Origin of the sequence: Mucilaginibacter frigoritolerans (genome assembly GCF_007830615.1) — a bacterium.
Taxonomy (GTDB): domain Bacteria; phylum Bacteroidota; class Bacteroidia; order Sphingobacteriales; family Sphingobacteriaceae; genus Mucilaginibacter; species Mucilaginibacter frigoritolerans.
In genome coordinates, this window is record NZ_VLLI01000004.1 from 277194 (window position 1) to 291948 (window position 14755).

Genomic DNA, 14755 nt, shown 5'->3' on the forward strand with positions numbered 1-14755 from the left:
TGCAATCGATTTTAAAGATTGCAGGGGCATTTTTTATTTTTTATCAATTAGTGTTGTTTTAACATTTATTTTTATCTTAGTAAACGGTATTTCGTCCTGAAAATACGTTGAACCAATTATAATTATGCGCCTGAAAATTATTATACCAGTAGTTTTACTTTTTGCTATACACCAATGTTTGTATGCACAAAGTGGTGCTTATCAATTTTCATATCTGGATATTAATAATGGTTTATCAAATAACCAGGTTAATTGTGCTTATAAAGATGCCAATGGCTTTATGTGGTTTGGTACAAATACGGGCCTCGATCGTTATGATGGTTATAAGTTTAAAATATTTAAACACGATCCGGATAATGTCCATTCATTAACCGGCAATTTTATCATCAATATTTATGAAGGCCCGGGCAACGAAATGTGGGTTTATGCACATAATGGCATCAGCGTTTATAATTCAAATACCGAAGCGTTTTCCAATGATGTATCCAAAGAACTTTTAAAATATAAAGTAAATACCACTAAGCTAACCGCTATAAAAAAAGATAACGAGGGTCGTTTTTGGTTTTTAACTCAAAATGATGGGGTGTATTGCTATAATCCTCAAAATAAAACAACCATTTTTTATAATGCTGCTAACAACTCAAAAATAGCATTACACTCTAACTACGTTACAGAGGTAGTTGGAGGTACTGATAATGTAGTATGGTTAATTTATAAGGATGGTGTTATTGATAAGCTGGATACCCGGAACAACAAAATCCTGCTTACAGACAATGTTTTAAATAAAGCCAATAACAACAAGCCCGAGTTATATGCAGCCATATTAGGAACCGACCATAATTTGTGGATTTATGCTACCGGCAGCCTTCTTGGGGTTTATACCTATAACACCCAAAATAATTCATTAAAACATTATGATAAGGATAGTCCCGAAATTCGTCTCAATTCTAACGTAATTAATAACGTGGTTCAGGGCGATAATAATAATATATGGCTCGGTACCGATCATGGTGGTATTAACCTTATTAATGAATCTACCCATAAGGTTAGCTACCTGTTGAACAGGGATGATGACTCCAAATCATTAAGAGGCAACTGCGTAATGCTGTATAAAGACAATGCTGGTATTATTTGGGCGGGAACGTATAAACAGGGCATTAGTTATTTTCATAAGGATATTATTCAGTTTCCGCTCATCAGGCATTATGATTCCAATAGCGAAAGCCTGCCTTATGAAGATGTTGACTGCTTTGTTGAAGATGCAGCAGGTAATTTATGGATAGGCACCAATGGCGGCGGCTTAATATTCTACAACATCACCACAAAAAAATATACTCAATATAGTCATGATCCGCGTAACTCAAAAAGCCTGTCGAATGATGTAATTGTTAACCTTTACATTGATCATCAGCATAAATTATGGATCGGTACCTATTTTGGCGGATTGGACCGTTTGGATGGCAATGAGTTTACCCATTATCGTCATAAAGATAATGTGCCTTCAAGTATCTCAGATGATAGGGTTTATAGTTTTACAGAAGATGCATCGGGCGCTTTGTGGGTAGGCACATTTGCTGGTGGACTTAATGTTTATGATGCTGCAACCAACAGCTTTAAACACCCGCACTATAACATGCTATCCGACTATACAGCCGTTTTATATACCGATAAGAAAAAAAATATATGGATAGGACGGGATAAGGGGATTGATGTAATTGAGGCAAATACCGGCAGGGTTAAGCATTATATTAATAATCCCGGCAACCCCAATAGTTTAATTGATAATGATGTAAACAGAATTTTTCAGGATGACAGGGGTCTGATGTGGATTGGGACAAAAGAGGGGGTAAGTATTTTAAATGTCCAAAACGGAAAGTTTATCAATATTGATGACAAAAAAGGATTGCCCAGCAGTAACGTATGGAATATTCTGGAAGATAAAAATGGAAACATTTGGCTAAGTACAGCCAACGGTGTGGTTAATATCAACCTGATAAAAGATGATAAAAGCTTTAAATATACCATTAAAAAATACGATGAGTTTGATGGTTTGCAGGGCAATGAGTACAATGCAAATGCTGCTTTAGAAACCAGGAATGGTAATATGATATTTGGTGGCGCCCACGGGTTTAATCTATTCAATCCGGAAAGTATACACAGCTATGCGCTGAAACCTAAACTGATATTTACAGATTTACAGCTGTTTAATAAAAGTGTTAAGGTGGGCGATACTGTTGCGGGGCATGTGGTTTTACAAAAATCAATCACCGGGTCTCAGTCACTGGTATTCAATCACAATGAAAATGTGTTTAGTCTGGAATTTGCAGCATGCGATTATTTTAATCCCAATAAAATAACCTATCAATATAAACTGGAAGGCTTTGACAAAGAATGGCTGGTAACTCCAAAAAACTCACCCAAAGCCACCTATACCAATTTAGATGCCGGCGATTATGTTTTTAAAGTGAGAGCTAATAACGCTAATGACCCGGGCAATTTTAGTTTAACCACCTTAAATATTACAGTATTACCACCCTTTTATAAATCAACAATTGCCTATGTATTTTATGCAATGATGATTATTGGTCTGCTGTTCTACATCCGTCATAGAGGGATAGTTAAATTGAAAAAGAGCTTTGAGCTAAAACAGGCTCAATTGGAGGCCGAACGCAAAATAGCCAAGGAGCGCGAAGAAGCACGCCGCATGCACGAGCTGGATTTGATGAAAATTAAGTTTTTTACCAATGTAAGTCATGAGTTCCGCACCCCTTTATCACTAATCATATCACCAATTGATACGCTCATTAAAAATAACGACAAACCGGCGCAGCAGCAACAACTTTTAATGATAAAAAGAAACGGGGCCCGTTTATTAAACCTGGTTAACCAACTGCTCGATTTTAGAAAAATGGAGTTCAATGAACTGAAGCTGAATCTGAAAAAAGGTGATATCATCCAGTTTATACAGGATGTTTGCTCCTCGTTTACCGATATGGCCGAGCAAAATCATATTGATTATGTATTTGATAGCGAAGTAAATTCAATAACCACCAGTTTTGATCATGATAAAATTGAACGTGTATTATTTAATCTGCTTTCAAACGCATTTAAATTCACCCCTTCGGGCGGCCATATAAGCGTTTTCTTAAGTCTGGCTAATAGTGGTGATACTACCAATAGCAACGAACAGTTACTGGAGATAAAAATAATAGATACAGGTATCGGTATTGCCAAAGACAAGCAGGCGAAAATATTTGAACGCTTTTTTCAGGATACTTTGCCCGAAAGCTTGTTAAACCAGGGAAGCGGTATCGGTTTATCCATCAGTAAAGAGTTTGTGAAAATGCATGGCGGCGATATTGCTGTGGAAAGTATACCTGGCGATGGTAGCTGCTTTACCTTGCGTCTGCCAGTAAGTATGGAACATATTAAAGATGTGTCAATACCTCTGCAGGATAAAGAAATTAATGCCAATTCAAAAAAAGCAGACTATGTGCTGGATGCAGCTAAAAAGCCTGCTATATTGTTAATAGAGGATAATGACGATATGCGCTTCTATTTAAAGGATAATTTGAAACATACCTTTAACATTATTGAAGCCGCCAATGGGAAGGATGGCTGGCAAAAAACACTGGCACTGCATCCTGATTTAATTGTAAGCGATATTAACATGCCCGAAATGAATGGGGTGGATTTATGTAAAAAAATAAGACAGGATAACCGTACGGCACATATCCCCATAATTTTACTAACCGCCCTAACCGAGCAGGAAGATCAGCTGGCCGGTACCGAAAGTGGCGCCAATGATTATATGACCAAGCCGTTTAGCTTCGAAATTTTACTGTCGAAAATTAACGGCCTGTTGCAGATGCAGCAAACGCTCAAAAAAACCTACCAAAAGCAGGTTGATATACAGGTACAGGAAATGGACATTGTTTCGGAAGATCAGAAGTTTTTGAAAAATACCCTTACCTGCATTGAGAATAATATTACCAACCCTAATTTCTCTGTAGAAGAATTAAGCCGCCAAATGGCCTTGAGCAGAGTTTCGCTTTATAAACGATTGCTAACCCTAACCGGCAAAACGCCCGTTGATTGTATCCGTACCATCCGTTTAAAAAAGGCAGTTCAATTGCTGGAAAAAAGCAAGCTGAGCATAGCCAGTGTTGCTTATGAGGTAGGCTTCAATAACCCCACCTATTTTTCAAAAGTGTTTAAAGAAGAATATGGAACGCTGCCTTCTGAGTATCTGAATGAAATCCGTAAGAAGGGAAAAGAATCGCTGCACCCGGTTAGTGAATTTGAATAATATATCCCTTAATCACCGATTAATTTGCGGATAGCTTTTCTATGAAAATAATAATAATTGTAACACTCATTTGCGCAGCCCTGCTGGCTATTGTTTATTTACAATTCAGGGATAACCATACCGATCAGGATCCCAGAGGTAATTTGTATGTAGGGTCTGCAGCATGTATTAAGTGTCATAGCAGTATTTATAAATCATATTTACATACCGCCCATTACATTGCATCGGGCAAGGCAACAGAAAATACGGTACATGGCAGTTTTACCCCGGGCCCTAACGTATTTGCGCTGAGTCCGACACAAAAAGTAGTAATGGAAAAGCGCGGCAGTGGCTTATTCCAAACGCTGTACATTAATGGAAAAGAAGTACAACGTCACCGTTTTGATATTGTTTTAGGAGGAGTAAAAGGAGAAAGCTACCTTTATTGGAAAGGTAATGGCCTGGCTCAGTTACCCGTTTCCTATTATTCAAAACAAAACCAATGGCTCATAAGTCCAGGATATGCTCCCGGAAATATTAATTATGACCGGTCCATTACCCGGCGTTGCCTGGAATGCCATGCTTCTTATATTAGTGATGATCCCAATACTACCCAGCAGTTAAATGTTGCTGAACAATTTGAAAAAAGCTCGTTGGTTTACAGCATTGATTGCGAAAGGTGCCATGGCCCCGGTGCGCAGCATGTATCATTTCAAACAACTAATCCGAAAATAAAAACTGCAAAATTTATAAAGAGTTATAGCTCCCTGTCGCGGTCGCAAAAACTGGATATGTGCGCGGTGTGCCATTCTGGTAATAAAAGTCCAATGCTTACATCCACTTTTGGTTTCCGGCCCGGCGATACGCTTTCAAAATTTAAACTGCAGGAATATATGGCTGCTGTTGATACCACCCATTTAGATGTTCACGGAAATCAGCTGCAACTGCTGGCAAGTAGCAAATGTTTTATTTACAGCAAAATGGATTGTGCCACCTGCCATGATACGCACCAAAATCAGCGTGGAAATATTGTTTTGTATGCGCAAAAATGCGCTGGTTGCCATAGTACGGTTAATCATAATTATTGTAAAATGGCCAATGCATTAAATGCACAGTTTATTAAAGTTAACTGTATAAAATGTCATATGCCTGCCTTGCCATCAAAGGCAATAATAGCCCCAACCATTAATAAAACTGCATCTCCTGATATTCTTGTCCATACCCACCATATTGCCATATACCCACAGGAAGCGAAAAAAATACTGGCATCTATTAAATAAGATTAATAACCCGGTAATATTAGTCCTGGTTAAAAAAAGCGCTTACAGATACAGGCAAGACGGCGTTTAAAATGCAATTAGTGCTCAAAGTGCCCACTAATTGTTAAAAAAGTACCGATTAACATTTGTTCTATAAACGTTAACATTTTTGTTACAATGCTAATCGTAACTCTTATAATTTCACATTCTACAATAGTTACATAAAGTAATTACTGTTCAACCAACAATTATTAAATCTTCTTCAAGCCAAATTTTATGGGAAAAAAACTACAAATTAAAAATTTTGTGGCTTTAATTGGACTGGGCTTATCTTTTTTGCTGATAAGTGTGTCTGCTTATGCACAAGACCGGATAGTTAAAGGTACCGTTACCGAAGCTTCAAACGGATTGCCTTTACCCGGCGTAACAGTTACGGTAAAGCAAACCAAAGTTGCGGTAGTTACTGATGCTAACGGGGGCTATTCTATTAAAGCTGATCAAAACAGCATACTGGTATTCAGTTTTGTCGGCCTCGCAACGCAGGAAGTTGCCGCAGGTAACAATACCACCTTAAATGTATCACTAGGTGCAGATAATAAAACACTTAATGAAGTGGTGGTAATTGGTTACGGTACAGCAAAACGTACCGACCTTACCGGTTCGGTAAGTTCCATCAGCGCTGCTACCATAGCAAAGGTTCCGGTTATATCGGTTGATCAATCTTTACAGGGCCGTGCGGCCGGTGTACAGGTTACCAATAACGATGCCCAGCCGGGCGGTAGCGTTTCGGTATTAATAAGGGGTACCGGTAGTTTAGCGCCATACGGCAACGGACCGTTATATGTTATTGACGGATACCCGGTAAGTACAGGCATTAACAATGTTAACCCGAATGATATTGCTTCTATCGATGTACTGAAAGATGCATCGGCTACCGCCATTTATGGTATCCGTGCGGCTAACGGTGTGGTAATTGTAACCACTAAAAAAGGTAAAAAAGATGGCGTGCAGGTTACCCTGGATGCTTACGATGCTTTTCAAAGCAAACCAAAAGAGTATAAAGTTCTTAATGCTCAGCAATTTGCAACACTGGCCCTTGCCCAGCAAGCCAGCGATCCGGCAAAACAGTTTACCGTATTACCAAACTGGAACAACCCATCATCACTTACCGAGGCCGATTGGCAAAACGCTGTTTACCGCAGTGGCTTAACACAAAGCTATAACTTAGGTATACGTGGTGGTAATCAGCAGTTGCAATCAGCAACGTCTTTGGGTTATTATGATCAGAAAGGCATTGTAGAGGGTTCCTTTTTTCAAAGGATCAGCTTGAGCCAAAACCTGGATTATCAGCCTAAAAAATGGCTTAAATCTTCAACAAGCGTAAAATACGATTATCAGAATTCTAATAATCCTTTTGGTACCGGATCTTTAGGGCAATTGGCCCAGCTTCCTCCAACGCTTGATGGTGGTAACAGTGTAACCAGTCAGATTAGCGATGGCAAGGGTAACTACGGTTTCTATAACCCGGTTTATACTTATGTTGCTAAATATACCAACCCGCTATTCACTATTAATTCTAATCGTTATAAGAATATAAATCAATATTTATTAGCCAATTCATCATTAGAAGCTACCATAATTGATGGGCTTAAAATAAAAACTAATGCCGGTGTAAATGTTAGTGGATTTAATGGCTATTTCTTCCAACCCGAAGATGATCGTTTGGTTAACCAATACGGATCATTGGCAGGTGCAACACAAAATGCATTATACACCCAACACATCAACAGTACATTTGAGTGGTTGTGGGAAAACACTATATCATACGATAAAACTTTTGGTAAACATGCCATCAGTTTTGTGGGTGGTGTTTCTGAACAGGAAAATACATGGTCGGGCATGGGTGGAAGCGGTGTTCCTCCAAATAACACCGTTATGGATTTGAGCCAGGATACCGGTGTTAAACTTGATCCTAATATTGCCGGTACAAATACAGGTAATGGCGAAAATATCTATTCTTTGGCATCACAATTTGCAAGGTTAACTTATAAGTTTGATGATAAATACCTGATTACGGGTACCGTAAGAAGAGACGGATCTTCAAAATTTGATGAAGGTCATAAATATGGCGTATTCCCCAGTGGTGCAGTAGCCTGGAAAGTTAAACAAGAGTCGTTTTTGAAAAATGCCGATTGGTTGTCTGACTTTAAACTAAGAGGTAGCTATGGTGAAGTTGGTAACCAGGGTTCTATCCCGCTATACCAATATCAGCAGTTATATTCATACGGATCAGCAGCTGTTACTTCAGGTAACTTAGGTTATCCTTTTGGAGGTGTTTATCAGGGTGGTATTGCAGCTATTCAACCTTCAAATCCTTATTTAAAATGGGAAACAGATTACCAAACCGACATTGGTACCGACTTCTCATTTTTACATGGCGATTTGACCTTTACAGTTGACTGGTTCAACAGAAAATCAAAAGATTTCTTGTTAAATATTGCTGTACCGGCGCAAACAGGTTATCTATCCGAAACCAAAAACGTGGGTACAATGGATAACAAAGGTTGGGAATTTGCAGCCAATTATAACCATGCCTTTAACGATTTTCATTTTGGGGTTGGTTTAACCGTTTCGGCAATTCAAAACAAACTTACCTCTTTACTTTCAGGTACAACGTTTATTACCAACCCACAGGGGAGCCCAACAGGTGCTGTTAATTTGAACGGTAACGGCTGGCCAATTTATAGCGAAACAAACATAGGCCAACCACTTGGTGAGTTTTATGGTTATAAATCATTGGGTATTATTCAAACACAGGCTCAAATCAATGCATTAAATGCAAACGCTGCAGCCAAAAGTGGTGGTGCGGTGCAATATTACTACATGGGCGCCACAGGGCCGGGTAACCGCTACTTTGCAGATATTAACGGCGATGGCCACGTAGATGCAAGTGACGAAACAAGTTTGGGCAGCCCGCAACCAAAGTTTTTTGGTGGACTTAACCTTGACGGATCATACAAAGCATGGGATTTCAACTTATACTTTTACGGCGTTTATGGAAACAAAATACTAAACTACGAAGAAAGTAACCTGGAAACCTATCAGAACCGTGGTTTCGTAGGGATCGAAAACATCAGTCAGGAATATTATCAAAATGCCTGGACTCCTGCTAATCACTCCAATACATACGCCAAAATATATTATAACGATAACTCTTATGGTGATTCTGTTCCATCAAGTGCATGGATTGAAAACGGTAGCTTCCTGAAATTGAAAAGCGTAACTGTTGGCTACACTTTACCTACTGATTTAGCGAGAAAACTTACTTTAACCAAGGTAAGGGTATACGTATCATCACAAAACCTGTTCACTATTACTAGTTACAAGGGCCTGGATCCGGAAATCGGAGCGCAGGGAGGTTATGCTACACAAAACGGTGTGGATAATGGCACCTATCCTTCATCAAGGTATTTCACTATTGGTTTAAACGTAACTTTTTAATAAAAGAGAAGATAAAATATTAAGGATATGAAAATCAACAAGATAAAGTTTACAATTATAGCTGTGTTTTGCGCGGCAATGGTGATCCCACTTAGCTGCAAAAAGAACTTTTTAACGCAGACAAATACATTTAACTCTACGTCACAAGCTACCTTCACTACCTCGCAGGATGTTGTGGCCCTGGTAAATAGTATTTACGATAGTTACCAAAATGCCGATTTGCTGAAAAAATCAATTTGGTATTATGCTAACTTCTTAAGTCATGACTGGTATAATGATGGTGCCGATATTGCATGGAACTCTTATACCATCAATTCTAATTTTGCTGCCCTTTCTGTTTTCTGGAACAATGCATACATCGCTATAGGCCGTGCTAATGCTGCTTTTGGTATTATTGCTACAGCAAAGGCCAACGGGGTTGTAACAGCTGCTCTAGCAGACCGTTTAACAGGCGAGGCTTATTTTTTGAGAGGGATGAGCTATTATTACCTGGCAGGAACTTTTGGTGGTGTGCCTCTGGAAATACAGGAAATACCGGGAAACAACGGTTTAACTCCACGCAGCACCCAAGATCAGGTATTTGCGCAGGTTGTTGCTGATATGAAACAGGCAGAAACCTTATTGTTATCAAAATCAACCTTACCGGCAGCTGATTTGGGCCGTGCCACCAAAGGCGCAGCCTATGGTTATGAAGGTGCGGCGCAAATGTGGTTAAAAAACTATACTGCTGCTTTAGCTGCCTTTAACAATACGGAGTTAACCAGTAACTATCATTTATTGCAGGACTTTGAACAAGTAAATGAATTTGATCATCAAAATAATGATGAATCACTTTTTGAAATTCAATTTGATCTGGTGGCAGGTGCATCAGCAAGCTGGGACGGCGGATGGCAAAATGGTGGTGAAGAAGCCTGGATTGATGACTTTAGCTGGCCACATGAAATTAGCGGCTTTGGCTATGATTACGGTAACCCTGGTCTTTGGTATTCTTATGCTGCGGGCGACAGACGTAAAACACTTACCATAATTGGCCCTGGAGATACCATTCAAAGTAAAGGTATTATTGCCAAATGGGGCGGCATAAAAGGTTATGCGGTAGTACAGGCAGGTTTTGCTTCAGGTAGCCAAACTTATACCGGCGATGATGGTAAAATCATCAACTCTTGCGGATCACTTAAGCACCCATGGTATGGTGATGACCTTACCCGTTCAGGATATTATTGTGCAAAAAAATGGCGCGATCCAAACCTTACCGGTGCCAATGGTACATCAGCAATTTTCGGTACCCAAAACCAGGTATTGTTGCGTTATGCAGAAATTATACTGGACAGGGCCGAATGTAAGGTACGTACCGGTGATATACCGGGTGCCATGGCTGATTTGAAAATAGTTAGAGACAGAGCATGGGGACTTGGATTGGCAGGTGGTTCAGCATCACCGGTTGATGGTGCCGGAAATCCAATTGTGCAGGATGGACTTACTTATGATGGTAAAGCTACCCAGCCAATAACTGATCCATTACAAATGGTATTGAGCGAATACAGGCATGAACTTACAGGTGATTTCTCTCTTTTTTATAACCTGCGCAGAGCAGGCCCTGGAGTAGCCGCAGCGTTTATCCATGCCAATTATAATACAGATAACTCATTGCTGCCTGAACCTTATCCATACGGCCCAACAGCCGATGGTCAGCTTCATGGTGTTTGGTTTACGTCGCTTCCGACAGGGCATGATATATTGCCTATTCCGCAAGCGGCAATCGGGCTAAATCCAAACTTAAAGCAGAATCCGGGTTATTAAACATTAAAATCTGTTAAATAAAATGCGAGTTGTTAGTTGATTTATTTATAAGTAAGGCTTTCTCTTTATTGAGAAGGCCTTTTTTGCCATTAATACTTTAAATAACCCAATCAGACTCATTTAATCGCTTTTAAGTATTAACTTGAATATATTATAAGTCCTGTTTTATCAATCGTAATCAATAGAAATAACAATTATTGTTTCTCAATTGTACCATAATCTTTAATGAAAAATCTTTATAACATTGTTTTTGTTCTTTGTGTATTAGGCTTGTTTTCGTGTAAAAAGAAAACGCTGTTTGAACAAATTTCATCATCGCATTCGGGTATACACTTCAATAATAAAATAACCGAATCCGACTCCATCAATCCCTTAGATGTAGTAAATATTTACAATGGCGGCGGCGTTGGCATAGGCGATTTTAATAATGATGGCCTGCCGGATATTTATTTTACCGGTAATATGGTTTCTAACCGCTTGTATTTAAACAAAGGCAATTTTGAGTTCGAGGATATTACCGAAAAAGCAGGCGTTGAAGGTATGGGCAGATGGGGACGGGGCGTAGCCATAGTTGATATTAATAATGACGGTCTGCCTGATATTTACATCTGTAACACCATTTATAAAGATTCGCTTAGAAGGCGTAATATTCTTTACGTAAACCAGGGCGTGGATAAAGATGGTATTCCTCATTTTAAGGATATGGCCAAAGAGTATGGTTTGGACATAGTTGCCGAATCAACAATGGCCAGTTTTTTTGATTACGATAACGATGGCGACCTGGACATGTACCTTACGGTTAACAACGCCAGCGCAAAATATAATCCCAGTGTTTTTGGTCCGGCTAATACCCATGGTACAATAATAAATACCGGGCGGCTGTACCGCAACGATTGGGATAGCACTCTGCATCATCCGGTATTTCATGATGTTTCACAAAAGGCAGGGATCAATCAGGGGGGATATGGACATGCCGCCACAACGGTTGATTTTAATGGCGATGGATGGAAAGATATTTATGTATCTGATGATTTTATTTCCGACAATATTCTCTACATCAATAACCACGACGGTACTTTTACCAATCGCTCAAAAGAATATTTTAAGCATACCTCATTAAATGCAATGGGGCAGGATGTGGTTGATATTAACAACGACGGTCTGCCCGATGTGGTGGAGCTGGATATGAACGCTCCCGACAATTATCGGAAAAAAATGATGCTTAATGCCAATAGCTATCAAACCTATCAAAGCTTTGATCTTTTTGGCTATCAGTATCAGTACATCCGTAATACCCTGCAACTTAATCAGGGCCCCCGGGTGGGGCAGCAGGGGCGTATCGGTAGTCCGGCATTTAGCGAGATTGGCTTTTTGGCAGGCATGGCCCAAACAGATTGGAGCTGGACGCCCTTGGTGGTTGATTTTAATAACGATGGCTTTAGGGATATTGTAATAACCAACGGCTTTAGAAAAGACTATTCTGATCACGATTTTATGGTTTACCGGCAGGATGCCTATGCGCTCACTCCTAAAAAGAAGGTGCTTGAACAAATTCCGGAAGTTAAATTGAAAAATTATGCCTTTGAAAATAAGGGCGATCTCACCTTTAAAGATGTAAGCGATAACTGGGGGCTTGATCTTCCAACGTTTTCTAACGGTGCGGTGTATGCCGATTTGGATAATGACGGCGCCATGGACATGATTATTAACAATATTGATGATGAGGCTTTAATTTACAGGAACACCTCCAGGGATGATAAGAAAACGGTTAATAATGCGCATTTTCTGCAAATCAGCTTTAAAGGCGGCAAGCAAAATATAAATGGCCTGGGTGCAATAGTTGATATTTATTATAACCATGGCAAGCACCAGGTATATGAAAATGATCCTTACAGGGGGTATTTGTCAACCGTACAAGCCATGGCCCACTTTGGATTAGGAAAAGTGAGCCTGGTTGATTCTGCCGTTATTAAATGGCCAGGCGGTAAAAAACAAAAACTGTTAAATATAAAGGCCGATCAGAAAATTAAGGTAAGTATTGATGATGCTAACATCAACTACACATTAAGCCAGCCCGAAATTGATTTTAAGGCTTACTTTAAAGAAGTAACCGACTCACTTGGCCTTCATTATTTAAACAAGAAGATTGATTTTGTAGATTTTAACATTCAAAAGTTATTGCCCCATAAGCTATCAGAATATAGCCCTGCTTTGGCCGTTGGTGATATAGATGGCAATGGCTTAGATGATTTGATAATTGGGGGCGATAATTATTACCCTACACAGGTGTTTCTGCAACTGCCAAACGGTAAGTTCAAACAACGTGACTTTTTACCGGGCAAAGTTGATCCGTACAAACACTTTACTGATGAAGGGCTGTTGCTTTTTGATGCCAATGGCGATGGTAAGTTGGATCTTTATATAGCCAGTGGTGGTTATAAAGACGAACCCAATACCCTGCCATACCAGGATAGGTTATATTTAAATGATGGTAAAGGAAACTTTACGCTTGCAGCAGATGCTTTGCCCGTAAATTATACCAGCAAGCTGTGTGTAAGGGCATGCGATTATAATAAAGATGGCAAGCTTGACTTGTTTATATCGGGCAGGGTTGATCCATGGAGTTACCCAAAACCTGTTTCAAGCATTATTCTCAGAAATGATAGCAAAAACGGTCACGTTAAATTTACCGATGTTACCAAAGAAGTGGCACCGGGATTAAAAAATATAGGCCTGGTATGCGACGCCATTTTCACCGATTTTGATAATGATGGCTGGCCTGATCTTATTATGGCGGGAGAATGGATGCCTGTAACCTTCTTTAAAAACGAACATGGTAAGTTTGTGAATATAACACCTCAATCTGGTATTGGTGATAAATTGGGTTGGTGGAATTCTATCGTTGCGGGCGATTTCAGGCATACCGGGCGTATGGATTATATTGTGGGTAACGTTGGGCAGAATAGTTTGTTCCAAGCCAATGATCAATACCCGGTTTATATTACTGCCGGCGATTTTGATCATAATGGCGCATACGATGCTATACCATCGCTGTATTTGAAGGATAAAAATGGCGAAAAACAGGAGTTTCCTGTGCATGGAAGAGATGATGTGTTTAAGCAGATGATCAGCCTTAAAAAGAAATTTACCAATTACAAATCATTTGCCGTAGCTACTATGGATGATATATTATCGCCCGAGCAGCGCAAAGGAGCATTACGGCTTAAAGCCAATATGCTGAAATCATGTTTTTTGAGGAACGATGGAAATGGCAAATTTACCCTTATCCCATTGCCCATTGAGGCACAGTTTTCGACCCTGAACGGTATGCAAGCCGGTGATTTTGATGGCGATGGAAACTTAGATGTTGTTATTAACGGAAATGATTATGGCACTGATGTATCCATAGGGCGCTATGATGCACTAAATGGCTTGATGCTAAAAGGCGACGGCAAAGGCGGCTTTAAGCCCTTAAGTATTTTACAAAGCGGTATTTACATACCCGGCGACGGGAAAGCATTGGTGCAGCTACGGGATACCAGGGGCAACATTATGTTAGCGGCCAGCCAGCATAAAGATTCATTAAAAGTTTTTAGGCTTAACATCCACGCCAAAACAATTGCTGTTAAACCAACTGATGCTTACGCCATAATTAAATACAAAAATGGCAAAACCGAAAAGCAGGAGTTTTATTTCGGATCATCCTTTTTATCACAATCTGCCAGGTTTATAAAGCTGGATGATAACATCACCAGCATAGTGATCTTTGATACACAAAATAAATCAAGAGTGGGAAAATAGACTGTTGGTTTACTCTTTAAACCTTGTACAATTGGTTATAAAAATGAGCTTCGGCTTCCTTAGGGAATTCGAAGCTCATCTTTTAATATGCGGAAGCCTTAAACCT

At 39.6% G+C, this 14755-nt stretch carries 5 protein-coding genes; all 5 read left to right on the top strand.

What is annotated here, in order from left to right:
* The first annotated feature begins 124 nt into the window (after positions 1-124).
* The gene (locus JN11_RS08795; protein ID WP_144911738.1) at positions 125-4309 is read left to right on the top strand and encodes a hybrid sensor histidine kinase/response regulator transcription factor; all 4185 of its coding nucleotides are present in this window, start codon (positions 125-127) and stop codon (positions 4307-4309) included.
* A gap of 41 nt (positions 4310-4350) precedes the next feature.
* Positions 4351-5568 carry a multiheme c-type cytochrome gene (locus JN11_RS08800; protein WP_144911740.1) on the top strand — a complete coding sequence of 406 codons (1218 nt, stop codon included), beginning with the start codon at positions 4351-4353 and terminating at the stop codon, positions 5566-5568.
* 255 nt (positions 5569-5823) lie between these two features.
* Entirely contained in the window at positions 5824-9048 is a 3225-nt protein-coding gene (locus JN11_RS08805) for a SusC/RagA family TonB-linked outer membrane protein (protein ID WP_144911742.1), read from the top strand.
* 27 nt (positions 9049-9075) lie between these two features.
* On the top strand, positions 9076-10848 hold the full coding sequence (locus JN11_RS08810) for a RagB/SusD family nutrient uptake outer membrane protein (RefSeq protein ID WP_144911744.1): 1773 nt from the start codon (positions 9076-9078) through the stop codon (positions 10846-10848).
* 225 nt (positions 10849-11073) lie between these two features.
* Positions 11074-14649: a VCBS repeat-containing protein gene (locus JN11_RS08815; RefSeq protein WP_144911746.1), complete on the top strand. Its 3576-nt coding sequence runs from the start codon at positions 11074-11076 to the stop codon at positions 14647-14649.
* The last annotated feature ends 106 nt before the right edge of the window (positions 14650-14755 follow it).

Excerpts from the sequence above, each read along its gene's own strand:
- JN11_RS08815 (WP_144911746.1), top strand. The coding sequence starts at position 11,074 with ATGAAAAATCTTTATAACATTGTTTTTGTTCTTTGTGTATTAGGCTTG.
- JN11_RS08805 (WP_144911742.1), top strand. The coding sequence starts at position 5,824 with ATGGGAAAAAAACTACAAATTAAAAATTTTGTGGCTTTAATTGGACTG.
- JN11_RS08795 (WP_144911738.1), top strand. The coding sequence starts at position 125 with ATGCGCCTGAAAATTATTATACCAGTAGTTTTACTTTTTGCTATACAC.
- JN11_RS08810 (WP_144911744.1), top strand. The coding sequence starts at position 9,076 with ATGAAAATCAACAAGATAAAGTTTACAATTATAGCTGTGTTTTGCGCG.
- JN11_RS08800 (WP_144911740.1), top strand. The coding sequence starts at position 4,351 with ATGAAAATAATAATAATTGTAACACTCATTTGCGCAGCCCTGCTGGCT.